This window comes from Pedobacter sp. AW31-3R (genome assembly GCF_052180285.1).
Classification (GTDB): Bacteria; Bacteroidota; Bacteroidia; order Sphingobacteriales; family Sphingobacteriaceae; genus Pedobacter.
Genome location: NZ_CP197475.1, coordinates 1,030,492 through 1,055,383, shown reverse-complemented (window position 1 = coordinate 1,055,383; position 24,892 = coordinate 1,030,492). Strand labels below are relative to the sequence as shown.

Here is a 24,892-nt window from a genome sequence, read left to right as displayed (position 1 = left end):
TCACTGCCGGGCTTTTATGTTTTTATACTTTTGTTATTCGTTGTTTCTTGAGCTAAGTAAGTTATTTAAACCTGATCGCTTTTAACGGAGAAATTCTGCTGACCAGCATCGACGGGATCACCAATACCATTACACAAATTAACAGGGTCGCTACATTCAGCAAAACCACATCTGATAAATGTATTTCAATGGGTACATAGGCAAGATAATAGTTGGACTGATTGAGTTTAAAGACATGCGTATACTGTTGCAACAGCCCAAGTCCCAATCCGAGAATATTCCCCAGGAGTAATCCCAGTCCTACGAGGTAAATAGCATTGTAAAGGAATATTTTCATGACCCCGAAGTTTGTCATGCCAAAAGCCTTCAGCATCCCGATCATATTGGTGCGTTCCAGAATCATAATCAGCAATGCAGTGATCATGTTGATCACCCCTACAATCATCATTAAGATCAGCAGGACTTTATTATTGACATCCAGTAAGGAAAGCCAGGTAAAAATATTAGGAAAATACTCCCGGACAGATTCCGACCTGAGTTTCATCTCCAGATTGGAATAGATCTGTTCAGCCGCCACATCTAAACGGGAAAAGCTTTTCAGTCTCACTTCTATCCCCCCTATTTCATCGGCTTTCCAGTTATTTAATCTCCTGATGATATTGATATCCCCCAGGACAAAGCTCTTATCAATCTCTTCCACCCCGATATCATAGATTCCAACAATGTTAAAAGGCCGCTTACGGGGAGGATCCTGTACAAAATACATGATAAACTTGTCTCCCGTCTTCAGTTTTAAACGGTTCGCCGTATAAGAAGAGATCATGATCTCTTTCATGGCACCGGCACTGTCTGCAAAATTAATCACCCTGCCGGAAACCAGGTGTTTACTGATATAGCTCCAGTTGAAGTTTTTCGTTATCCCTTTAAAGTTAATGCCCTCGACTTCATCATTTGCGGATATAATGCCTGGCTTTGTCGCATAGGACTGAAAATAATCAACGTCTTTATTATTTTTAAGGGCGGAAAGGGTTTCTTTGGAAGGAACAAATGGCGTAAGCTCAAAAGAATGATTGAGATCAAGCTTAAAAATCCGTACATCCCCGACATACCCCCTTACTTTTTCCTGAATTTCGGTCTTAAATCCCTTGATAATGGCGACAGACAGCAACATTACCGCAAGGCTCAACATCACACCAGAAATGGCAATGCGGACAATCAGTTTGGAGAAAGTACGTTCAGATTTGATGGCTATACGCCTGGCAATAAAATATTCTGTATTCATATCAGAGACCTGTATCCCATGTCTAATTGTTTGGGGTAAAAATGCAAATATTAATCGAATAACGCTAATCCACACCGCAGGAATCCTTTTTAACAGAATAAAAAAACAGGCATGCAGCAAAATATTCAGTAGTTTTATCCCTGATCACACATGCTATGCGTAATTAATTTATATCATTTAACTTTTTAATTTTCGTTTGGACTATTCTTTGATATGCAATGCTAACCAATAGTTTATATCCTGATGAATAAATTACTATGAAACTATCCCTGAACACCATATTTCCTATACTCGTTGCACTAAGTACATTTCAGGCCTGTGCCTCCGGTAAGCCTGTCATACAGGAAAAACCTAAAGTTCCACAGGAGTCTCCTTTACCGATTGAAAATAGTCAGCCTAGTGAACCCCTTCAAAAACAAGAATCGGAAGAGATCCTTACCGGTGCGGCGCAAACCGAAAAATACCTGCCTAAACTTGCCGGAAAACGCATTGGCATGGTGGTCAACCCAACCTCGGTCATCGGACAGGCAACACTGGTAGATACCCTGTTGAAGCACGGGGTAAACATTGTAAAAATATTCGGCCCGGAGCATGGTTTCAGAGGCAATGCCAGTAATGGCGCAGCGGTTAGTGATGAAGTAGACCAGGCAACCGGGATCAAGGTGATTTCCCTTTATGGTAAACATGAAGCCCCTACTGCTGCCGATTTATCGGATATTGACCTGATGGTTTTTGATATTCAGGATGTAGGGGTACGTTTTTATACCTATATCAATACCCTGCAGCATGTCATGGAATCCTGTGCACAAAACAACAGGGAGTTACTGATCCTGGACCGCCCGAATCCCAATGGCTTTTACATTGATGGCCCTGTGCTGGATCCAAGACTGGTATCCGGACTGGGAATTAATCCTATCCCTATTGTACATGGGCTAACCATTGGGGAATATGCACAAATGCTGAATGGTGAAGGATGGCTGAAAAATAAGTTGAAATGTAAAATCGATATTGTGAAGGTAGACCATTATACCCATGATATGCCTTACGAATTGCCGGTAAAACCTTCACCGAATTTAAATACCCAGCAATCCATTTTACTTTATCCCACACTCTGCCTTTTTGAAGGAACCTACATCAGTCAGGGACGCGGAACACAATTTCCTTTTACCGTATTGGGAGCTCCAGCATTAAAAGGAAAATACAGCTTCTCCTTTAGTCCGAAGAGTATCAAAGGAATGTCGGAGTCACCTTTACATATGAACCAGGCCTGTTATGGTGTAGACCTCAGGAATTACGATATTTCAAACATTAGGAAAGATAAAACGTTAAATCTTAAATGGCTGATGGAATTGTACAAGGCATATCCGGCAAAAGCCGATTTCTTTAATTTTAAACTGAGCAGGCAGATGGGAAATTTTGATAAGCTTGCAGGTGTTTATAGTCTCAAAGAGCAGATTATTGCTGGAAAGACCGAAAAAGAAATCAGGGCAAGCTGGGAACCTGGATTGAGTCAGTATAAAAAGATACGCGAGAAGTACTTGCTGTATCCTTAACATTAAACCGATCTTACCATGAACGAGGAACCTAAGAAAAAAAATGAAAATCCGGGCAGTAATCTTCAGGAGAGTATCCCTAAAGATAAAGTGGACAAAGGAAATAAAGCAGTAAAGAAACCCGAAGATAAGGACTATACAGAAGAGGAGCCTGAATTTAAGAATCCCGCAAAACAGAGGGAACGTGAAGAACAGCCGGTAAATCCGGTCAAAAAAGCCCCTAAAGAATAAATAAGGACAACAAAAAAGAGCTGGATATGCAGCTCTTTTTTGTTGTCCTTATTTTCAGGAAGGCTAGGGGTGCTGCCCATTCAGTTATTGCGGGTCAGGCAGATCTTCAACTTAGCGCTGCATCTCTTTCAAAAATTTCATCAGTACTTTCTCGTCATTCTCCATGGCTTTGATGGTATCAGGCTGTGTAGTATGTATTTTCTTCAGGTACTTTTCAAGCCGGTCATTTTCGAAGGCCTCCAGCAGTAGCGGGTAGACATAGGAACTCTTACATACTGCTCTGGTATTTCCCAGTTTTGAAGCGACACAATCCAGCACATGCACAATGATTTTCTTCTTTGGCCGCTCCTCTTCCACGTTACAGTTGCAGATAGCCATTTGCCTTAAAGCCTCCAGCGTTCCTCCCCAGGTACGGAAATCTTTAGCCGTGAAGTCACTCCCCGTAATTTCCCTGATGTAATTATTGATCTTACCCGAATCAATTCCCCGGTGCTCCCTGCCTTCTGTATAATATTGAAACAAATCCTGACCAGGGATTTCCATACAATGTTTGACCATTTTTGCCAGGCTCCTGTCATTGAGCACCACTTCCTGCTTTACGCCTTTTTTACCGATAAACTTCAGCTTAAGCTGGTTTCCTTCCACCTTTGCATGTTTGGTCCGCAGGGTAGACAAACCATAACTGCCATAGAGCTGGGCATAGGATTCGTTTCCGACCCTGATCAGTGTTTTCTGCATCACCTGCAGGCAAATTGCAAGTACCTTCTGCTCGTCATAATCTTTCCTTCTCAGGTCTTTCGCTATCCTTTTCCTCACCAGAGGCAGTACTTTTCCAAATTCCAGTAACCTGAAATATTTATGGTCAGACTGCCTTGAAGTCCATTTGGGATGGTACCGGTATTGTTTACGCTTCGCAGCATCCAGGCCTGTCGCCTGAAGATAAGCGTTCTTTTTTGCAGCAATCCACACATTCGTCCAGGCCGGAGGCAAGACCAGTCCCAGTACTCTTTCCAGTATGGATTCGTCTTTTATCCTGACCCCATTTTTATCCTCGTAATAAAACTTACCGGGCACTCCCTTCCTGTAAATACCAGGCATACTGTCGGTAACGTATACCAAACCACTTTCTTTTATCTCTTCGGGTGTCTGAACCATATGAATTAAGCAGAATATGCGTTAAATTTTAGTTATTTTGTCAGTTTTAAAGCAGATCCCACAGTATCCTTCATGAACCAACAGGTATACATGGAAAAACTGCGGTTTCAGCTAAAAGCCAATACAACACAATACTGAAAAAACAAACATATATCTATGAAAATAGTTTTTATGGGGACACCCGATTTTGCCGTAGCTTCTTTAAATGCTTTGTATGAAGCAGGCTATGAAATTGCAGGGGTAGTTACCGCAGCAGATAAACCTGCAGGAAGAGGACAAAAACTCCAGGAGAGTGCCGTAAAAAAATATGCTGTTGAAAAAGGCATAAAAGTATTACAGCCTTTAAAACTGAAAGACCCTGCATTCATTGCGGAGTTAACATCATTGAATGCCGACCTTCAGGTGGTGGTTGCCTTCCGGATGCTGCCTGAAGTGGTTTGGAATATGCCCCCAAAAGGAACAATCAACCTGCACGGCTCGCTCCTGCCGCATTACCGTGGCGCAGCACCCATTAACCATGCCATTATCAATGGAGAAACAGAAAGTGGGGTAACCACCTTTTTCCTGAAGCATGAAATTGATACCGGTGATGTGATTTTTTCCGAAAAAGTAAGTATTGCAGCCGATGACACAGCAGGTGACCTTCACGACAAGCTGATGGAGACCGGTGCAGCCTTACTGGTCAAAACAGTAAAGGCTGTAGAAGGCAATAACTATACTGAAATCCCACAGCCCATGAGCGGGGAGTTAAAACATGCCCCTAAAATATTTAAGGAGTTTTGTAAAATAGACTGGAATCAGCCGGTAAAAACAATTTATAACCTGATCAGGGGACTGAGTCCTTACCCTACGGCATTTACACAGCTGAACGATAAGATCATTAAGATTTTTAAAGCTGCTTATGAAGAAACAAAAGGGGATAATGGAAAAGCACACCTGCCGGGCGACTTTATGACAGATGGAAAAACATATCTGAAATTTGCTGCCACTGATGGTTTCATTCAACTGCTTGATGTGCAGTATGAAGGCAAAAAGAGAATGATGGTCGATGAATTTTTAAGGGGAATGCGTTTATAACGCATTCCCTGTATACTTTTGCAGGCGTTGGCTATAAAGCATTCAGCAGTGTGGAAAGCGATTTCGTCACTTCATTGAAATAACGTTTCTTTCCATACCCCATTACCCAGCGTATACCTGAAGTGGCATTCGTGATGAACACTTCCTCCGCCTCTTTCAGCACTTCCGGATTGATCTGCGCTTCAATAATAGAGATATTATTGGTTTTAGCCATTTGCATCACAGCATTACGCATCACGCCTGCCACACAACCCTCAGATAAGCCGGGAGTATAGACCTGTTTATCATAAACAACGAAAACATTTGAACTGATGCTTTCACAAAGGAAGCCATGCTGGTTCAGGATAAATGCTTCATCCAGCCGGTTTTGTTTTTTATACAATCCAGCCATGACAAACAGCAATGAATTGCTGGTCTTGTAATTGGAAAACTTGTCAACGGGTTTTGATATTTCGTCAAATACGTCAATGATCAGTCCCTTTTTGTTCAGCTCATACCCTGCATGCTCCAATGGCGTAGCTTCCAGCATGTATCCTGTCCGGTTGCTTTCAGGTGTATACAATCCTTCCCCATCCCGGTATACCGAAAGACGGAACCTGATGTTGTCTTTTAGTTTATTCTTTTTACAAAGTTCTGCCGTTTTCTGCTTTAGGAAATAAGCATCGAACAACACTCCCCCTTCCATCTTCAGCGCATTCATTCCGGCCTGTAAACGATCGGCATGCAGCTCAGGGAACTTTAATTTCCCGCCCGACATCAACATGGTCTCAAAAAGGCCATCCCCATACCTGAACCCACGGTTTTTACCCGTCAGTATAGGCTGATTGATCTCTACAAACTGATTGTTATGTAAAATATATTCCTGTTGCATTAATAATTACGACTGAACGATATAGTTTCTCCATTTGTTAAGTACAGCATCAAAATCAGGTGGCAGCGGCGCTTCAAATTCCATATATTCCTTAGTCGTAGGATGGATAAAACCCAAAGTCTGTGCATGTAAGGCCTGACGTGGCAGCAATTCAAAACAGTTGGCTACATATTGTTTATATTTATTAAACGTAGTCCCCTTCAGGATCTTATCTCCTCCATAATTCGCATCATTAAATAAAGGATGACCAATATGCTGCATGTGTGCCCTGATCTGGTGGGTACGTCCGGTTTCCAGCTGACAACTGATCAGGGTTACATAATTTAAGCGTTCCAGTACGGAATAATGAGTAACAGACCACTTTCCTTTCTCCTCATCGTCATAAACGTCCATGACAATCCTGTTTTTTGCACTTCGTCCGATGTACCCTGTAACAGTGCCATTATTTTCAATGTCACCCCAGGCCAGGGCGATATATTTACGCGTAATCGAGTGATCAAAAAATTGCTTGGCCAGCTTGGTCATCGTGATTTCATTCTTGCTGATGAGCAGGAGTCCCGAAGTATCCTTATCAATCCGGTGTACCAGTCCCGGTCTGCCTTCATTACCCGGCAACTGTGGCAATTGCTCAAAGTGGAAGGCCAGGGCATTTACCAATGTACCCGTATAGTTGTTAAAACCCGGATGTACAACCATTCCTGCTGGTTTATTAACTACCAGCAAGTCATTGTCTTCATACACAATATCCAGAGGAATATCTTCCGGATACACTTCTGTATCTCTTGGCGGATGTGGGAATACAATAGAAATTTCATCTGCCGGTTTCACCTTATAGCTCGCCTTTACTGTGGATTTATTGACCAGTACATTTCCTGCTTCTATGGCATTCTGTATCCTGTTCCTGGATGCATTCTCCATCCGGTGCATCAGAAATTTATCTACCCTCAACAGGGATTGTCCTTTGTCTACTACTATATTAAAATGCTCGTATAAATCCTGCTCTTCTAATTCCTGCCCGCTATTTGTGTTTTCCATTAAGTTTATTTGCTATTGGTCACCGCACATCCGGCATCCCTGCCTTGCGTGTTCCATGAGTTTTATTGTTATTTGCTAATGGAGCCCATAAGAGATTTACCTTTACAGATTCCATTTTACAAAACTAATCTTTAACTATTACATTTCTTGAAAGAAATTCGCCCTGAAATGCTTTATAGTATGGATTAAATTATAAACGTCCTAAAAAAGAGCTTTATATTTGCGGCATGTTTAAAGATTTGTACAGCCCCTTACAACAACTGTCACACCCATACCTGAAAGATTTATGGATGAAAAGGGATGATTTAATCGACCCCTATATTTCAGGGAATAAATGGAGAAAGCTAAAATATATCCTGCAGGATGCAGCTGCCAAAGGAAAGACACATTTGGTTACCTTTGGAGGAGCATACTCCAATCACCTTGTTGCGACGGCCTCTGCTGCTGCCAGGGCGGGATTAAAATCGACTGCCTTTGTCAGGGGCGAAGAGCTGGCCAATGAAATGCTGGTGCTGTGTAAATTGTTTGGGATGCACCTTATTTTTATCGACCGGGAGTCGTACCGTGATAAACTGTCGTGCTACCATAAATATTTCGGGAATAACCCTGACAGTTACTTTGTAGATGAAGGTGGTGCAGGATCAAAAGCAGTGAAAGGATGTGCGGAAATCATTGCAGAACTGCCCGGCGACGTGGATCATATTTTCTGCGCTGCGGGAACCGGAGCAACGGCTGCCGGACTGCTCAAAGGAATTCAGGATGCAGGCCTGAAGACTAAACTTCATGTGATCCCGGTACTTAAAGGCGGAGAATTCATGAAAGATGATATACAACGTTATGTGCCCTTTACAGAACACCTGATTGTACATACCAATTATCATTTCGGTGGTTATGCCAAAACACAGCCGCTGTTGCTGGCTTTCATAAAACAATTTATTGCAGAAACCGGGATATTGATAGATCCTGTGTATACCGCTAAAATGTGTTATGCAATTTATGATATGGCCGACAAGAATTATTTCGTTGAAAACCAGAAAATCGTAGCTATTCATAGCGGGGGACTTCTGGGAATTATGGGAATGAAGGAAAGGCTTTTCGAGATTTAAATTTTATAAAGCCTTTCTTGCTTTTACTTCCTGCTCATAGATAAAGGTGGTCAATTCTCTGGTTAAGTTATCAAGGGAATGTGCAGACTGCTGAATATATCCTGTCATCTCTTTGAGTTCCTCCGGTGAATCCATTAAGGTATCCATCAGGTTGGTCAACCCGAGAATCTGTGCAATTGGCTGACGGATTTTATGTGAAGTGATGAACATCATCTCCTCCATGACCAATAAGTTCATTTTTTGTTGCTCTTCAGCCTTTTTAAGTTCACTATTCACGCGCATCAGTTCTATTGCCCTCCTTTCCTTTTCCTCATTTTGAAAAGCAAGTTCCTTATTTGCTATGGCCAATTCTGAAGCACGTTTCTCTTTTTCTTCATTCTGGTAGGCCAGCTCCTTATTGGCAATAAGCAGCTCTGCAGCACGTTTCTCTTTTTCCTGGTTCTGATAAGCCAGTTCTTTGTTTGCTATAATTAACTCTGAGGCACGGTTTTCCTTTTCTCTGTTTTGAAAAAGCAACTCTTCATTGGCGATAAGCAGCTCTCCAGCACGCTTACTCTTTTCAAGATACTGGTAAGCCAGTTCTTCATTTGCTGTGGCCAGTTCTGCAGTACGCTTCTTCCGGTCTTCATGATGAAAGGCAATTTCACTATCCGTAACGATGAATTTCTGAGGTTTCTTTCCTTTATCCATGTTCTGATTCGACAAAGTAGTTTTATTAAAAAATAGGTTTAAAATTAATCAGGCATGGGAACTTCATTGAAAATCACAAACAAGGATACAAATTCAAATGAAAAAGGGGGTTCAGGTGTTTCTGATCAGCCCTTCTCTACGAATATAAATAATAAGATTTATATCCTGCACCGTAAAACAAAATTTACGCAACATGCCTCTTATACTGTTATTACCTGATGGGCCTTTTGTTACAATTCCATTACCTGTCATATGCTCGGTTGATGTTTAGACTTTAAAAAGCCACCCACAAAACTAATCGTGAATGGCAAGTTTGAGAATTTTTATTGCTCAATCATCTATGATTATACATCTGGTTGAAAATAATGCTGTAACCAATTCGAATTCATAGCTTACCATTTCAAGTTCTCACCATCCCCTCCGATACATAAAAACTTCCTTTAAATGATACCTAAAACGTTTGATGCCTTTAAGAAGCTTTAAGCACCATTTTGGTTTCTCCCACAATATGGCTTGATTTGTTATTGATAGGCTTTTTGTTACATTTACAATGAACCAAAATATAAAACTATGTACCAACTTACCGTAGCACCAGATAAGGTAAATGAAACTTTAAGCCAGTATATATTAGCTGATGGGTTTGACCTGACTTACGATATGGCCGAAAGCCAGGGAGCATATATTTATGACTCGAAGCACAAACGTAAGTTACTGGATTTTTTCACTTGTTTTGCTTCTGTCCCACTCGGGTATAACCACCCGAAGATGGTCAATGATGAAAACTTTAAAAACAATCTGCTGCAGGCTGCCATTGCAAACCCTTCGAATTCGGATGTATATACGCAACAGTATGCTGAGTTTGTGAAAACATTCGGAGCCGTTGGTATCCCCTCCTATCTGCCGCATGCCTTTTTTATTGCGGGCGGCGCACTGGCTGTTGAAAATGCCATCAAGGTAGCAATGGACTGGAAGGTACAAAAGAATTTTGCCAAAGGGTACAAGGAAGAAAAAGGTTTCAAAGTACTTCATTTTGAGAAAGCCTTTCATGGCAGATCTGGTTATACCCTGAGCCTGACCAATACCTTACCTGATAAAACAAAATGGTTCGCGAAATTCGACTGGCCACGTGTTTCAGTTCCTACCGTTAAATTCCCCCAGCAGGGAGAAAACCTGGAGAATGCCATACATACTGAAGAATTGTCAATTTCACAGGTGAAGCAGGCATTTGCAGACTTTAAAAATGATATTTGTGCCATTATCATTGAACCCATACAATCTGAAGGTGGCGACAACCACCTGCGTGAGGAGTTCCTGATACAACTGCGGAATATTGCAGACGAAAATGAGGCCTTTCTCATTTATGACGAGGTGCAGACTGGTGTGGGATTGACCGGTAAATTCTGGTGCCACCAGCACTACAGTGAGAAAGCAAGACCCGATATTGTAGCTTTTGGCAAGAAAATGCAGGTCTGCGGAATCCTGGTTGGACATAAAGTTGATGAGGTGGAGAACAATGTGTTCCATGTCCCTTCAAGAATTAACTCCACCTGGGGTGGAAACCTGGTGGATATGGTGAGGTCGACACAAATCCTTCAGATTATACAGGAGGATCAATTATGTGAGAATGCTGCTCAGGTGGGACTGTATTTGAAAGAAAACCTGGAAGCACTGGCCGGCAAGTATGAGAAGATCAGCAATGTGCGCGGGAAAGGACTCCTGTGTGCTTTCGATTTTCCTGATACGGCCATGCGGAATGCCTTTATCAAAAAAGGAATGGAGCAGCAGGTGATGTTTTTAGGCTGCGGCTCACATACGATCCGTTTCCGGCCGGCCCTGATCATAGAGAAAGGTCATATCGATCTGGGTCTTGAAGTGATGACTAAAATTTTAGCCGATTTATAAATACAATGCGAAATAAAAAAACAAATATCTTCCTGGTGATCCTTGTGCTCTTCCTGGTGGTCTGGATGCTGAAAGGGACGTTTTTTCAACCTGGTGCAGGTGACCTGAAAGCGGGATTTAAAGAAATTGCCAAGTATAGAAATGAAAATAATACAGGCCCTATTCAATATATCTTTACAGTCACCGTGAAAGATACAATATGGTCAGAGATGGAAACCTTCGGCAATTATAAACCCCACCATAAAGGAGGAAATACCAAAGTGTATTATTTTATGGAAGGTAGTTCTGTACCCCATCAGCTGAGTCCCGGGAATGTGAACTTTGACAGCTCTTTTAATACAGGTTGTGTGGGATTATATGAAAAGAGTGCAACAGGTTACACGAGTGTAAAGAAATATCCATTTAAATAACAGTTAACCTGAAAAGATCTTCATCTCGTTGTAGGTACCACATCGCTTGATACAACATAAAGCGGATCAAAAATAAATAAGCCTTTATGAAGGTGCTGAACTTTGAATAAGCATCAGGATTTTCATAAAGGCTTTTATTTATTTGAACAGGGTCTCTAAATAAACCCTGTTTTTAGGCTGATTATTTAATCAGCTCAGCTAATTTAGCATGTAATTCAGCACCTCTTAAGTTGGAAGCTACGATCTTTCCGGTTGGATCAATCAGGTAATTCTGAGGAATACTGTGGATACCATATAACTGAGCAGCTTCATTGTTCCAGAATTTAAGGTCTGATACCTGAGTCCATGCCAGTCCGTCTTTAGCGATAGCGGCTAACCATGCATCTTTTTTACCCGGCTGATCTAAAGAAACACCCAGGACAGTAAAGCCTTTATCCTTGAATTTATTGAAAGCAGCAACTACATTTGGATTTTCAGCCCTGCAAGGTCCACACCATGAAGCCCAGAAGTCTAACAGTACGTATTTTCCACGCATGCTTGACAGGGAAACAGGTTTATCATTCACATCATTCTGTGTGAAATCGGGAGCCATAGCACCAACTGAAGTGGCACGTGCACTTTCAATTGCTTTAGCAAAAGCTACACCTGCCTCTGTAGCACGTACCCTTGCCGATAAACCTTTGTAAATTGGTTCAACTTTCGCTACATCAATGCCCTGACCTGTAGTTTCAGTTAAAGCGACAAGACTGAAGTAGGAATCAGGATTTGCTTTGATATAAGCGTTCTGAAGCCCTTCAAGCTCAGTAACCGCTTTTTCATATTTCGCTTCCAATGCTTCCCTGAAAGCAGGGTCTTTTTGTTTATCTTCAGGAGCACTCTGGAATTCTGCATTGATCGAATTGATCAGTGCCATTGGAGCGCTGATAGATTTTGTATATTTTACATTCTCATCATTCAGTTTTGAGCCAGTGATGGTCACATGTTTCACTGAATCTTTCGCGGCAAGGTTAATGGTTGCAGCTTCAAGATAAACTACACTATTGTCAGCATTCCTGCCCAGCTTTTGTATTCCGGCACCTTGGTGGTCAATGACAACCCTTGCTGCTGTAGGGCCGGCAACTGTTCCCTTGAAGGTAAATGCACCTTTTGTAATTACAGCAGAATCCAGCACCTGTGCACCTCCGGCTGTGTAAATAAGATACGCTTTTGATGGCGCATTAAGAGTTCCAATCTTTCCATTTAAGGTGTAAGCACCTTGTTGTGCAAATGCCAGAACAGGAGAAGTCATTAATAAGGATAACACTAATCTTTTCATGTATTTTTTTTAAAATTTTAAAGGTAGATTGTACGGTACAAACAATGTTGTAGCTGTACAGACTAATTATAGCTTGGTAGGTTTAATGGCTAATAGTTCTCAAATTAAAGAAAATATTAACACAACCTTCCTAGGTATTTGTAAAAATAACGTGATTTCCGTCATTTATGTATAAACAGTAAGCTAAATGCAAAGATGCCAGGTTCCCGTTTGGGAGATAAATTCCACTCAAAAGGCAGTTAATGATCTTTAGCCACCCCATGCGGAGACTGCGCATTCCGGTATCCCGGGTATTCCTGTTTAAAAAAATGTCTTTTATTATACAAAGGCAGAAAATCCTGTAATTGCACGTCCAACAATAAGGGAATTGATCTCTTTCGTACCTTCATAAGAATATATTGCCTCGGCATCTGCCACAAAACGCGCAACATCATATTCGAGTAAGATCCCATTTCCACCCATGACCTCCCTTGCCCTGCTGACCACATCACGTGTCCGCAACGAACAGAAAACCTTGGCCAGGGAGGCATGCTCATCGGTCAGCAGCCCTTCATCCTGTAATTGCGATAACCTGAAACACAGGGTCTGCATGGCGGTCAGGTTGGACAACATCTCTACCAGGTGGTTTTGTACCAACTGGAAGGAGGCTATAGGTTTACCGAACTGTTTACGGGTTCTGGTATACGCCAATGCACTTTCGTAGGCACCCCTGGCGCAACCCACAGCCTGCCAGGCTACCCCTGCCCTGGTCATTTGCAATACCCTGGCGGTATCCTTAAATGAATTGGCATTTTGCAGCCGGTCGGATTCATCTACTTCACAATCCGTCAGCGTAATTAAACCATTCTGCACAATCCTTAAGGCCATTTTATCGCGCATTTTTTCCACTGCAATCCCCCTGGTTCCCTTTCTCACCAGGAAACCCTTTACTTCATTGTCGTCAAGATCACGTGCCCAGATAATGGTTACATCCGAAAAAGTTGCATTGCCAATCCATTTCTTCTGACCGTTTAAGATCCACTTATTCCCCTGCCGTTTCGCGGTAGTCGTAAGTCCCCCCGCAGCTGCTGAACCTACTTCCGGTTCTGTGAGGCCAAAAGCGCCAATGATCTTCATTTGCTGCATTAAAGGCAACCATTCCTGCTTCTGGGCTTCAGAACCCAGCAGGTAAATCGATCCCATAGCGAGGCCACTCTGTACCCCAAAAAAAGTGGACATAGAGGTATCTACCCTTGCCAGTTCCATGGCCAGAATCCCTTCCATCAGATTAGACCTTCCGGGGCAGCCATAGCCCTTGTAAGTTAATCCACAAATGTTCAGTTCAGCTATTTTTGGAATCAGTTCAAAGGGAAATTCAGCTTTCAGCCAGTAGTCATTCACAAGCGGTTTCACTTCTTTTTCAAGAAAGGCCCTTACCTTTAACTGCAAGGCACGGTCTTCCTCAGTCAGTGCCTGGGCACCCAAATGGTAAAAATCACCATTGATAGGCGGAAGCTCTTTTTTCCTGGAGGGAGAACCCAGCATCTTCATCAGTCCGCCAACCTGCTGATCATCCAGCCGGGCTACCGCATCTACAATTTTTGTAAGGTCAACTTTTCTGGATAAGGCATCCAGTTTCTCCAGATCTATTTTCTGAAAAAGGGTGTACGCATTTTTTAATTTGGAAAATATACCGGCCATAACGATGTTTTATATTTGTTTTATACTAAACATCCATAAGGCCGGTTTTGTGTTCCTACCTTAAGTCGAAAAGATTATCGATCCCTAAAAGTTTGCGGGAGGTGAAACCTTCACCGTAAGTTGCCCCGATAGATTTACCGAATTCACGGGCACGGCCAATGACACTCTCAAAAAAATCAGGAGAAGAGATATACGTAGCCGGCCCATCCACTCCAGGTGTATAAAACTGTGTTTTAAAAGCCTTTATAGATTGTATTTTTGTTTCTATATAAGGAGTAATGTCTACAATGATATCTGGCTGAATATATTGATCCTGGATATACTGGAGAATCAGACGTGGCCGCCAAGCTTCCTGCGCTACCCCATCCAGTGCTGTTTCTATTTTAGGCAATCCGGCTAAGAAACAGGCATCATTTGCCAGATCGCCCGCCTTACCATGATCAGGGTGCCTGTCGCGCAAGGCATTACTGAATACGATTTCCGGTTGGTATTTACGGATCATCCGTACCACTTCCAGTTGATGTGCTTCATCATTTTTAAAAAAGGCATCCCTGAACCGCAGGTTTTCCCTTGCATGTAAACCTAAAATCTGCGCAGAGTCGGCAGCTTCTGCATCCCTGGTTTCTGCCGTGCCGCGGGTTCCCAGCTCTCCTCTTGTAAAATCTACTATACCTACTTTTTTACCGGCAGCGATATGTTTTAAAATGGTTCCTGAACAACCCAGCTCTGCATCATCAGGATGAACAGCCAATACTAATATATCTAATTTCATTTGTGTTTTAATCTTGTTTTGTTTTGTCGGCTATACAATGTACAGCATAGGAACCTACAGTAACCTGCGGATCTTCTTTGTAACTTTGGCCGACTGAGGTTTGGTAAAGGGAAAGAAATAATCAACAACCTCCCCATTTTTGTTGATCAGGTATTTATGAAAATTCCAGCGGGGGGTAGATTTGAGGCGGCCATTTAGTTTCTTATCCCCCAGAAATTGATAAATGGGATTGGCAAGTTTGCCCCTGACCATAATTTTATCGAAAATCGGGAATTCCACCCCGTAGTTTTGGGTACAAAACTCATGGATCGCCATACCGTTTAAAGGTTCCTGACCCCCAAAATCATTTGAGGGGAAGCCCAGGATTTCAAATGCTTCGTCCTTCATACTTTCCTTCAGTTCCTGCAGTTCTTCCAGTTGCGGGGCAAAACCACATGCTGAAGCAATATTGACAATCAGCAGCACTTTGCCTTTATAGTCTGATAACACTTTTTCATCACCATTGATCAACTTCGCTTTAAACTGGTAGATATTACCGGGAGTCTCTGTCATATATAATTATTGATAATAACCTGAAGAAGTAATAATGGATTCAATATCCCTTTCCTCCTCCGGATTATAGGTGCTTTTTAGATTATGTCCTACCACACGTGCAACAGACTGGTAAAGAAAGGCTCTGACTCCACCCTGTGTTTCTTTCACAATCTCATAGGTCGTACGTCCAACCTCTCTGTCTATAAGCTTTGTTAATATTTGTCCCTGCGTAATCGTGAGTTCTTTAATTTCTGTCTTGAACATCTGTTTAATTTCCGCATCGCATTGTTTAATCAGTTTTTTATGATCCTTCTTATTGGTGGTAACGGCGAGGTCACGTTCCAGCTGCTCATACCGGCGTTTCGCAAAAAGCGCATAAGGCATCACTTTAAGTACATTGTAACGCAACCTGTTATAAGCCGCGCGGTCGGCAGGCGATTTAAATATCCGTACCCCATAAATCACGACTTCATTTAATGGAATCCAGGGGATCATCTCCCCCATGTCATTGGTAGAAGCCACCTTAATGGTATCATTTTTGCCGTGTGGAGGGAACTTATAAGGCGCAGGATTATCCTGAGCATTTACCTTTGCTCCGATAATAATGACAAATAACAGAATAAATAAACTGTAAAATTTCATAAATTTATGCTCCCGCGAAGTTAAAGCAAATTTAATGTATTAGGTTTATAACGTATATCTAATATAGCCTTAAACGTATAACTACCAACAATTATTACGAAAAAAATACAAATGAAGAATACCTTAGTAATTGATTTAGAAGCAGAAAAGCAAGAAATCCTTAAGCGGTATCGTGCCCTCTTGCGCGCCTGTAAACCTACAATGCAAAAGGGAGATAAAAAAGAAATCCGCAAAGCCTTCGATATGGCCCTGGAAAGCCATAAAGACATGCGCAGGAAGTCCGGTGAACCTTATATCTATCACCCGATAGCTGTTGCTCAAATCGCTGCTGAGGAAATAGGGCTGGGAACCACCTCCATTGTATGTGCCCTGTTACACGATGTCGTGGAAGATACAGAGATTACCCTCGAGGATATTGAAAGGGAATTCGGAAAGAAAACAGCAAAAATAATTGATGGCCTCACCAAAATTGCCGGTGTATTCGATTACAACAGTTCCCTTCAGGCAGAAAATTTCAGAAAGATGCTGCTTACCCTTGCTGATGATGTAAGGGTGATCCTGATCAAGCTGGCCGACAGGCTGCACAATATGCGGACCATGGATTTTATGCCGAGGCATAAACAGCTCAAAATAGCTTCTGAGACGATCTATTTATATGCCCCTCTTGCCCACCGTCTGGGTTTATATGCCATCAAGTCGGAATTGGAAGATCTTTCCATGAAATACCTGGAGCCCGATACCTATAAGTTTATTGCCACCAAACTCAATGAAAAGAAAGCTGAACGTACGCTTTTCGTCAAACAGTTTGTGGACCCGATTAATGAGATACTGGCCGAGCAGGGCTTTGTGGCCAGTACCTACGGCCGGCCGAAGTCTATCCATTCCATATGGAACAAGATGAAGAAGAAAAATATTCCTTTTGAAGAGGTATATGATCTTTTTGCCATCAGGATTATCCTGGACAGTACGCCTGAAAATGAAAAAGCCGACTGCTGGAAAGCCTATTCTATTGTAACGGATTTATACCGGCCAAACCCCGACCGCCTGCGTGACTGGGTGTCTTCTCCAAAAGGAAATGGTTACGAATCGCTCCATACCACCGTGATGGGTCCTAAGGGACAATGGGTGGAAGTGCAGATCCGCACGCAAAGAATGAATGAAATTGCAGAAAAAGGTTTTGCGGCACACTGGAAGTATAAGGAATCGAGCAATGATAATGGACTCGACCAGTGGATCATGAAAGTCAGGGAAATGCTGAGCAATCCGGAGGCCAATGCGCTCGACTTCCTGGATGATTTTAAAATGAACCTTTTCTCCGATGAGATTTTTATTTTCACCCCAAAAGGAGCTTTGATACAGCTTCCCCTGGGCGCTACAGCCTTGGATTTTGCCTTTGAAATCCATACCGACGTAGGCGCCAGGTGTATTGGTGCCAAGGTGAACCATAAGCTGGTTCCCCTGTCATATAAACTTCAGAACGGCGACCAGGTGGAAATCATTACCTCCAGCAAGCAAATGCCTAAGGAAGACTGGCTGAATACCGTAGTCACCGCAAAAGCGAAATCCAAAATCAAGTCTTCCCTTAAAGAGGAAAAAAGAAAGGTAGCCGAAGCAGGGAAGGAATTACTGGAGCGTAAACTTAAATCCTTAAAAATAACCTATAACACCGATAACCTGCTGAAGTTAAGCTACTACTTCAAACTGGGTTCCACCCAGGAACTGTTTATTGATGTAGCCAATGGGAAGATAGAACTGAAAGACCTGAAAGAATACCTGGCCAGCGAGAAAGAAGTAGAGAACCGCGTTGGGGAGAAAAATGAAGGACAGCAGATTGAAGCCCTGCTGAATAAGGTCAAAGGTCCGGAATCTGATATCCTCCTGATTGGAGAAGATCTTCAAAAGATAGATTATACCCTTGCGGCCTGTTGCAACCCCATTCCGGGCGATGATGTATTTGGCTTTGTAACCGTAAATGAAGGAATAAAAATCCACCGTACCAGTTGTCCGAATGCAGCACAGCTGATGGCAAACTATGGTTACAGGGTCATTAAAGCAAAATGGAACAAACAACAGGAGCTGACCTTCCTGACCGGATTACATATTGTCGGGATTGATGATGTTGGATTAATCAATAATATTACAAAAGTTATTTCAAACGATTTTAAGGTAAACATGCGTTCTATTACAGTAGATACAGATAATGGGATTTTTGATGGCTCTATAATGATCTTTGTCAACGATAAAGACCACCTCGACAACCTGATCAAAAATCTTTTGGAAGTGAGGGGAGTCACAGGAGTTACACGTTTTGATGCCTAAAAATTTGAATAAATCATACAATCTATTTAAAAATTGATACCTTTGAAGGGAGTTTTAAAACTATGTCTAAAAACCATAACAGCGAGTTGGTTAGAAAAATATTTGAAGCCTATCTCGAAAACAAAAGTCTGAGAAAAACGCCTGAGCGTTTTGCAATCTTGGAAGAAATATATTCAAGAGATGATCATTTCGATGTGGAAACCCTCTACATCCATATGAAAAATCAGAAATACAGAGTCAGCAGGGCAACCGTGTACAACACACTGGAGTTATTGGTGTCCTGTGATCTGGTGACCAAACATCAGTTTGGAAAAAATATGGCCCAGTTTGAAAAATCTTACGGATACCATCAGCATGACCATATTATCTGTATCGACTGCGGTAAAGTGGTTGAATTCTGTGATCCAAGGATCCATCAGATTCAAACTATGGTGGGTGATTTGCTGAAGTTTGAGATCAAACACCACTCCTTGAACTTGTACGGCAGCTGCTTTGATTGTACTGCAAAAAATACGATCAAGGAAAAAGAGGATGTTCAACATGCCGGCTAAGGGCTATTGCATAGGTTTTTCCTAACCCTATGCAGCTGGACAACGCTGCTTATGGTTAGGAAAATATAAACAGTACGAATAAAAAATACAATTATAATCTTTTCTTAATTAAATTAAATGACGCAAGTAGACGTGCTTCTTGGCCTGCAATGGGGCGATGAGGGCAAAGGAAAAATTGTTGACGTTTTAGGTCCGCAATATGATTTGATAGCTCGTTTTCAAGGCGGACCGAATGCCGGCCACACCTTAGAGTTTGATGGCAAGAAGTTTGTTTTAAATACCATTCCTTCCGGTATTTTTAACGAGAAAACCATGAATCTGATTGGTAATGGTGTGGTTATAGATCCCATCATTTTAAAAAGAGAATTAGATAACCTTAAAACAGCCGGTCATGATCCTGTTGCTAAAGGAAAACTGATGATTGCCCGTAAAGCACATTTAATTTTACCTACCCACCAGTTACTGGATGCTGCAAATGAGCAGAAAATGGGTAAAGATAAGATTGGCTCTACACTTAAAGGTATTGGTCCAACCTATATGGATAAAACCGGACGTAATGGTTTACGTGTTGGTGATACCACCTTACCAGATTTTAAAGAACGTTACAATAAACTGGTTAGCAAACATAAAGAATTACTTTCCCACTATAATTTCGAATACGATCTTGCAGAGAAAGAAGCTGCATTCTTTGAAGCGATTGAGTTTATCAAAGCTATTCCCCATGTAGATAGTGAGCATTTTGTGAACGGTTACCTGAAAGAAGGCAAAAAAGTCCTGGCTGAAGGTGCACAAGGTACATTACTGGATATTGATTTCGGTTCTTATCCTTTTGTGACCTCATCCAATACCACTACTGCAGGTGCATGTACAGGTTTAGGTATCGCTCCAAACAAAATTGGCAGCGTGGTAGGTATTTTCAAAGCTTACTGCACACGTGTAGGAAGCGGACCTTTCCCTACGGAACTGGAAGATGAAGTGGGTGAAAACCTTCGTCAGGTAGGCCATGAATTTGGTGCGACCACAGGTCGTGCACGCCGTTGCGGATGGATCGACCTTCCCGCATTGAAATATGCCATTATGCTGAACGGAGTGACTGAAATGGTGATGACCAAGGCTGATGTATTGAATGAGTTTGATACCATCTATGCCTGTACCCATTATGAGTACAATGGTGAAACGATTGATTATATGCCATATGATATCATTTCCATCAAACCTACGCCTGTCTTAAAAGCAATTGAAGGTTGGAAAACTGACATTACTAAAATCACTAAAATAGAAGAGATACCAGCTAAATTGGCTGATTATATCGCTTTCCTGGAGAAAGAACTGGAAGTTCCGGTAAAATATCTTTCTGTTGGTCCGGACAGGGTACAAACCCTTGTTCTTCAATAAGAGCACATATATTACATTAAAGGCGGCCTGGTGCCGCCTTTTTTATTCATAAAAAATTGTCAATATTCCATGAATCCCCGGGAACTTATCTCATTTAAAGAACAGGCACTGTTGTGGGCAGGTCAGTTTGATGTATGTTGTTGTTTCGACTCCAATGAGTATTCAGACGCCTATTCCGGCTTTGAATTCCTTCTTGCTGCAGACAGCCTGGAGCAACTGGGCACCATGGCAGGAAATGCTTTTGAGGAGCTGAAATTATTTCGTGATCAGCATGACGGCTGGATGTTCGGCACCTTAGGTTATGATCTTAAGAATGAAACAGAACAACTGAGTTCTGCCCATGAAAACCACCTGGGATTTCAGGACCTGTTTTTCTTTGTCCCCCGCTTTCTTATTGCCGTGAAAAATGGTGAAGCGGAGATCCTTAAAGGTCCCGAGGACTTACTGCAACAGATCGGCTTGTTTGGACAACAAGCACTGAAGGAAAAGGGATCCCCGTCTGCTGAAAAGGTGAAAACGCAGCGGCTCCACGTACAGTCGCGGATGGACAAACAGACCTATATACACAAAGTAGAAGAGTTGAAGGAGTATATTTCCCGGGGAGATATTTATGAAGTAAATTTCTGTCAGGAGTTCTTTGCAACGCAGGCAAGTATCAATCCTTATGCAGTATACAGCAACTTAACCCGGCTGTCCCCCACCCCCTTTGCAGGTTTCTTTAAAATCAACGACAAGTATATTCTTTCCGCCAGTCCGGAGCGCTATCTCCGTAAACAGGGAGAACAGCTGATTTCTCAGCCGATAAAAGGTACAGCCAGACGAAGCCCCGATCCTGAAGAGGATGAACGCATCAAGAAAGCACTGAAAAACAATAAAAAAGAACAGGCAGAAAATGTAATGATTGTCGACCTGGTACGCAATGACCTGACGAAAGCCGCAGTATCCGGGAGCGTACAGGTAGATGAACTGTTTGGCATTTATACCTTCCCGCAGGTGCACCAGATGATATCGACAATCAGCTGCAGGATCAGGCCGGAACTACATCCCATTGATGCCATCCGTTATACCTTCCCGATGGGATCGATGACCGGTGCCCCTAAAATACGGGCAATGGAACTGATTGAAAAGACTGAAATGAGTCGAAGGGGATTATATTCGGGAGCATTTGGCTACCTTGACCCAAAGGGGAATTTTGATTTCAATGTAATTATCCGCAGCATTCTTTATCATGATACCCTTAACTACCTGTCTTTCCAGGTGGGCGGAGCCATTACTTATGCTTCTTCTGCGGAAAGTGAGTATGAAGAGTGTCTGCTAAAAGCTTCAGCAATCCTGAATACCTTAAAAGCAATGTATTAAATTTTAGAGGTACAGGAAAGAAATCCTGCACCTCTAAAATTTATCGTTAAAAGAGCCTGTACCAATTATTGAACAGGTTTACCTGAAGTAGATTTAAAATACTTCTGTGCTTCAGGGAGGTCTTTCTGGATCTGTGCAATACGTGTAGCATCCGCAGGGTGTGTACTGAAGAATTCAGCCGGTTTCTGGGCACCTGCACTTGCGGCCGACATACGTTGCCAGAAAGTAACGGCACTTGCAGGATTGTAACCTGCCATTGACATAAAGATTAAGCCGAGGTGATCTGCTTCAAGCTCTTGCGTCCTTGAATTGGGTAACAGGTATAAGCCTTGTGCCCCCAGTCCGTAAGCCTGGTTGATTCCGGTCTGGATAGCGGCCGACTTATTCCCGGTTGCTGCACCGATAAGGCTTCCGCCCAATTCAGCAACCGCAGCTTTTGAAGCACGCTCTGAAGAGTGCTGCGCAATTGCATGTGCAATTTCATGCCCCATTACAGTTGCCAGTCCGGCATCATCTTTTGCTACAGGTAAAATACCTGAATATACCGCTACTTTACCACCAGGCATACACCAGGCATTGATCTCTTTGCTATCGATCAGGTTAAATTCCCATTTAAAACCTTCAATCTGCGCAGCATAACCATTTGCATTCATGTATTTGGTAACTGCAGCAGCAATCTGCTGACCGATACGCTTTACGCGTGTAGCATCTGCAGTATTCAGGACTTTGGTTGAGGGATCTTTCAGCAGGGTGGTATAACTCTGTGCAGCAGCAGTCTGCATTTCAGTTTCACTTATAAAGCTGATTCTGTTCCTTCCAGAGATCGGAACTGTAGAGCAGGCGTAGGTAATTAGTACTGCCGCAGCAATACACATCATAGTAGACTTCTTCATCAGATAAATTATTTTTTTATTTGTTTTTCTTTTTGAACAGATAAACTTTGGATTCTTTGCCTTTCAGGAGTCGCTCCAGATTTTTCTGGTGGGTAATCAGTATCAGCACACACACGCACATTCCGTATAATACTTCCGACTTGATGGTGGAATGCAAGATAAAAACTATACTCAGCGGAAAGGTAAACCCTGCGCAAATGGAACTCAACGAAACATATTTGGTCACCAGGAGCACTACAACAAAAACAAGAACGCAAAACATCGCTGCCTGAAAGTTAACTGCCAAAATCATTCCAAAAAGTGTAGCTACTCCTTTACCTCCTCTGAAACCCGCAAAAATTGGGAATAAATGTCCCATTACGGCAATCACCCCCAATGCCAGCTCATAGTTGACAAACTGGGCAGAATGGTGTGGTCCGGTAACCGAGAGACCTATAAAGTAGGCAAGTTTGGTGGCCGTATATCCTTTTGCGATATCAATGGTCATTACAGCAATACCGGCCTTCTTACCCAGCACCCTGAAAGTATTGGTTGCCCCCGCGTTTCCGCTTCCGTATTCCCTGACATCAATACCATAAAATGCCTGCCCGATCCATACAGCAGTAGGGATAGAGCCACATAGATAGGCTAAGATAACGGCAGATATAGAATAAATAGATAACATCCTTTTATATGGCTTTTAAACTCATGTCTAAACTCTTCACCGAATGCGTAAGTGCACCCATTGAAATATAATCGACACCACATTTGGCATATTCCGTAATATTTCCTTCCACAATCCCACCGGAAGCTTCCGTAATATATTGGTGATCAATTAGCTGTACAGCCTTTTTCAGGTCATCAAAACTGAAGTTATCCAGCATAATCCTGTCTACCGATCCCTTTGCCAGTACCTGATGAAGCTCGTCCAGGTTCCTGACCTCTATTTCAATCTGTAAGTTTTTATGCTGTTCAGCAAGATAGTTATTGGCGGCGACAATTGCATTTGTAATTCCACCGGCATAGTCCACATGGTTGTCCTTAATAAGGATCATATCGTACAGCCCTATGCGGTGATTGACACCACCACCAATCCGTACCGCCCATTTTTCCAGGTATCTTAGTCCGGGTGTGGTTTTACGGGTATCCAGTAATTGTGTGGTATAAGGTGATAAAAGTTGAACAATGCGATGGGTTACCGTGGCAATCCCACTCATCCGCTGCATGCAGTTCAGTACCAGTCTTTCTGCGAGCAAAATAGAATGGGAGCTTCCCGTCACGGTGAATGCCACATCCCCGTAGGCAACTTCTGCACCATCATTGATGAAAACTTCGGTCTGCAGTGCAGCATCTACCTGCTGAAATATTTCTATGGCCAGTTCTACTCCTGCAAGAGTTCCTGATTCTTTTACCAGTAATTTAGCCTTGCCCTGAGTACCTGCCGGAATAGTTGAAAGTGATGTATGATCGCCATCGCCCAAGTCTTCAGCGATAGCATTTTTAATAAATTGACCTATTAATTCCTTATCCAAAACGTGTATTTTAATCCAAAAATAGCATTTTTAAAGAAAACAACGGTATTATTTATCAGGTTCAATCCTCAATTCGGTGATAAAAAATGCATTAGCTGACTTTTTTAAGGTGATCGCCACCCTGAATTTGCCACTTTTTGTAGCCAGTGCGAGAACGCCGAAACGGTAATTTGGATTGGTATTGATCAGGTGTACCACAGCAGAACCGGTAGGTGAATTTTTTGTAAAAAAATCCCTCAGGATCTGCTCGGCCTGCCCTTTAGGATATACGTCTTCTGTATCATTTACCGTGATCTCTACGGAGGGAGCAAAATTTTTACTGATTTCTTTGGAGTTGGCAGACTTGAATAATGTCGATAAATGCTCAACAATATCCCCCTGGAAGGCCAATGTATAGATCAACTGGGTAAATAAAATCAGTGCCGGTAGTAAGGGTCTAATCATATTTTAAAGTTAATAAATATTTCTCACACAAATTATGCCATTTCCAGATCATAAAGATTAAATAGATTCGGGATAAAAGTTCAATACACTTATATTTGTTAGGTGGAACGGACGTACCTCACAACAACAGAGATACAGCAGCGAAGCGAAATACAGAATTAAAAC

24 protein-coding genes are annotated in these 24,892 nt (G+C 42.3%); 10 read left to right on the top strand and 14 right to left on the bottom strand.

Translation table 11 applies throughout. The features are described from left to right. Window positions 1-61 precede the first annotated feature (61 nt). Complete coding sequence (locus ACSBL2_RS04430) at window positions 62-1,282, bottom strand: ABC transporter permease (protein WP_442590458.1); 1,221 nt, start codon at window positions 1,280-1,282, stop codon at window positions 62-64. 257 nt (window positions 1,283-1,539) lie between these two features. Between ACSBL2_RS04430 and ACSBL2_RS04425 the strand changes: the two genes are divergently transcribed. Then, window positions 1,540-2,835, top strand: a complete 1,296-nt coding sequence (locus ACSBL2_RS04425; RefSeq protein ID WP_442590457.1) for an exo-beta-N-acetylmuramidase NamZ family protein — start codon at window positions 1,540-1,542, stop codon at window positions 2,833-2,835. A gap of 18 nt (window positions 2,836-2,853) precedes the next feature. After that, entirely contained in the window at window positions 2,854-3,066 is a 213-nt protein-coding gene (locus ACSBL2_RS04420; protein ID WP_442590456.1) for a hypothetical protein, read from the top strand. Window positions 3,067-3,177: 111 nt separating this feature from the next. On the opposite strand, the gene ACSBL2_RS04415 is transcribed toward ACSBL2_RS04420, so the two are convergent. Further along, window positions 3,178-4,221 carry a DNA topoisomerase IB gene (locus ACSBL2_RS04415; protein WP_442590455.1) on the bottom strand — a complete coding sequence of 348 codons (1,044 nt, stop codon included), beginning with the start codon at window positions 4,219-4,221 and terminating at the stop codon, window positions 3,178-3,180. A 156-nt stretch (window positions 4,222-4,377) separates the two neighbouring features. On the opposite strand from ACSBL2_RS04415, the gene fmt reads away from it, so the two are divergent. Further along, complete coding sequence (gene fmt / locus ACSBL2_RS04410; RefSeq protein WP_442590454.1) at window positions 4,378-5,298, top strand: methionyl-tRNA formyltransferase; 921 nt, start codon at window positions 4,378-4,380, stop codon at window positions 5,296-5,298. Window positions 5,299-5,329: 31 nt separating this feature from the next. Here fmt and ACSBL2_RS04405 read toward each other — a convergent pair whose 3' ends face one another. Beyond that, window positions 5,330-6,169 (bottom strand): aminotransferase class IV, encoded by an 840-nt coding sequence (locus ACSBL2_RS04405; RefSeq protein WP_442590453.1) that lies wholly within the window; start codon window positions 6,167-6,169, stop codon window positions 5,330-5,332. Between the two features lie 6 nt (window positions 6,170-6,175). Next, window positions 6,176-7,204 (bottom strand): RluA family pseudouridine synthase, encoded by a 1,029-nt coding sequence (locus ACSBL2_RS04400; protein WP_442590452.1) that lies wholly within the window; start codon window positions 7,202-7,204, stop codon window positions 6,176-6,178. Between the two features lie 227 nt (window positions 7,205-7,431). Here ACSBL2_RS04400 and ACSBL2_RS04395 point away from each other — a divergent pair, with 227 nt between their 5' ends. Next, the gene (locus tag ACSBL2_RS04395; RefSeq protein ID WP_442590451.1) at window positions 7,432-8,310 is read left to right on the top strand and encodes a 1-aminocyclopropane-1-carboxylate deaminase/D-cysteine desulfhydrase; all 879 of its coding nucleotides are present in this window, start codon (window positions 7,432-7,434) and stop codon (window positions 8,308-8,310) included. A 3-nt stretch (window positions 8,311-8,313) separates the two neighbouring features. Here the strand turns inward: ACSBL2_RS04395 and ACSBL2_RS04390 are convergent, their stop codons facing one another. Next, window positions 8,314-9,015 carry a histidine kinase dimerization/phospho-acceptor domain-containing protein gene (locus tag ACSBL2_RS04390; protein ID WP_442590450.1) on the bottom strand — a complete coding sequence of 234 codons (702 nt, stop codon included), beginning with the start codon at window positions 9,013-9,015 and terminating at the stop codon, window positions 8,314-8,316. Between the two features lie 555 nt (window positions 9,016-9,570). Here ACSBL2_RS04390 and lat point away from each other — a divergent pair. Next, window positions 9,571-10,902, top strand: coding sequence for an L-lysine 6-transaminase (gene lat / locus ACSBL2_RS04385; RefSeq protein WP_442590449.1), 1,332 nt, complete (start codon window positions 9,571-9,573; stop codon window positions 10,900-10,902). A 5-nt stretch (window positions 10,903-10,907) separates the two neighbouring features. Then, window positions 10,908-11,312: a hypothetical protein gene (locus ACSBL2_RS04380; protein WP_442590448.1), complete on the top strand. Its 405-nt coding sequence runs from the start codon at window positions 10,908-10,910 to the stop codon at window positions 11,310-11,312. A gap of 181 nt (window positions 11,313-11,493) precedes the next feature. On the opposite strand, the gene ACSBL2_RS04375 is transcribed toward ACSBL2_RS04380, so the two are convergent. From ACSBL2_RS04375 to ACSBL2_RS04355, 5 genes are all read right to left on the bottom strand, one after another. Then, the gene (locus ACSBL2_RS04375) at window positions 11,494-12,627 is read right to left on the bottom strand and encodes a redoxin domain-containing protein (protein ID WP_442590447.1); all 1,134 of its coding nucleotides are present in this window, start codon (window positions 12,625-12,627) and stop codon (window positions 11,494-11,496) included. Window positions 12,628-12,945: 318 nt separating this feature from the next. Further along, window positions 12,946-14,307, bottom strand: coding sequence for an acyl-CoA dehydrogenase family protein (locus ACSBL2_RS04370; RefSeq protein WP_442590446.1), 1,362 nt, complete (start codon window positions 14,305-14,307; stop codon window positions 12,946-12,948). A 55-nt stretch (window positions 14,308-14,362) separates the two neighbouring features. Beyond that, entirely contained in the window at window positions 14,363-15,079 is a 717-nt protein-coding gene (gene bshB1 / locus ACSBL2_RS04365; protein WP_442590445.1) for a bacillithiol biosynthesis deacetylase BshB1, read from the bottom strand. 54 nt (window positions 15,080-15,133) lie between these two features. Next, the gene (locus ACSBL2_RS04360) at window positions 15,134-15,631 is read right to left on the bottom strand and encodes a glutathione peroxidase (protein WP_442590444.1); all 498 of its coding nucleotides are present in this window, start codon (window positions 15,629-15,631) and stop codon (window positions 15,134-15,136) included. A 6-nt stretch (window positions 15,632-15,637) separates the two neighbouring features. Continuing rightward, window positions 15,638-16,255, bottom strand: a complete 618-nt coding sequence (locus tag ACSBL2_RS04355; RefSeq protein ID WP_442590443.1) for a DUF4294 domain-containing protein — start codon at window positions 16,253-16,255, stop codon at window positions 15,638-15,640. Between the two features lie 111 nt (window positions 16,256-16,366). Here ACSBL2_RS04355 and ACSBL2_RS04350 point away from each other — a divergent pair, with 111 nt between their 5' ends. The 4 genes from ACSBL2_RS04350 (at window position 16,367) to ACSBL2_RS04335 (ending at window position 21,879) form a co-directional block, all read left to right on the top strand. Then, window positions 16,367-18,574: a RelA/SpoT family protein gene (locus tag ACSBL2_RS04350; RefSeq protein WP_442590442.1), complete on the top strand. Its 2,208-nt coding sequence runs from the start codon at window positions 16,367-16,369 to the stop codon at window positions 18,572-18,574. A gap of 62 nt (window positions 18,575-18,636) precedes the next feature. After that, the gene (locus ACSBL2_RS04345) at window positions 18,637-19,125 is read left to right on the top strand and encodes a Fur family transcriptional regulator (protein ID WP_442590441.1); all 489 of its coding nucleotides are present in this window, start codon (window positions 18,637-18,639) and stop codon (window positions 19,123-19,125) included. Window positions 19,126-19,242: 117 nt separating this feature from the next. Further along, on the top strand, window positions 19,243-20,520 hold the full coding sequence (locus ACSBL2_RS04340; RefSeq protein WP_442590440.1) for an adenylosuccinate synthase: 1,278 nt from the start codon (window positions 19,243-19,245) through the stop codon (window positions 20,518-20,520). A gap of 69 nt (window positions 20,521-20,589) precedes the next feature. Beyond that, window positions 20,590-21,879 carry an anthranilate synthase component I family protein gene (locus ACSBL2_RS04335; protein ID WP_442590439.1) on the top strand — a complete coding sequence of 430 codons (1,290 nt, stop codon included), beginning with the start codon at window positions 20,590-20,592 and terminating at the stop codon, window positions 21,877-21,879. Window positions 21,880-21,944: 65 nt separating this feature from the next. Here the strand turns inward: ACSBL2_RS04335 and ACSBL2_RS04330 are convergent, their stop codons facing one another. From ACSBL2_RS04330 to ACSBL2_RS04315, 4 genes are read right to left on the bottom strand one after another with little or no spacing between them, the layout of a single operon-like run. Beyond that, window positions 21,945-22,772 carry a M48 family metallopeptidase gene (locus tag ACSBL2_RS04330; RefSeq protein ID WP_442590438.1) on the bottom strand — a complete coding sequence of 276 codons (828 nt, stop codon included), beginning with the start codon at window positions 22,770-22,772 and terminating at the stop codon, window positions 21,945-21,947. Between the two features lie 16 nt (window positions 22,773-22,788). After that, window positions 22,789-23,436, bottom strand: coding sequence for a glycerol-3-phosphate 1-O-acyltransferase PlsY (plsY, locus tag ACSBL2_RS04325; RefSeq protein ID WP_442590437.1), 648 nt, complete (start codon window positions 23,434-23,436; stop codon window positions 22,789-22,791). A 4-nt stretch (window positions 23,437-23,440) separates the two neighbouring features. Further along, the gene (gene nadC, locus ACSBL2_RS04320; protein ID WP_442590436.1) at window positions 23,441-24,283 is read right to left on the bottom strand and encodes a carboxylating nicotinate-nucleotide diphosphorylase; all 843 of its coding nucleotides are present in this window, start codon (window positions 24,281-24,283) and stop codon (window positions 23,441-23,443) included. A 48-nt stretch (window positions 24,284-24,331) separates the two neighbouring features. Continuing rightward, window positions 24,332-24,727 (bottom strand): DUF4783 domain-containing protein, encoded by a 396-nt coding sequence (locus ACSBL2_RS04315; protein ID WP_442590435.1) that lies wholly within the window; start codon window positions 24,725-24,727, stop codon window positions 24,332-24,334. Window positions 24,728-24,892: the final 165 nt, after the last annotated feature.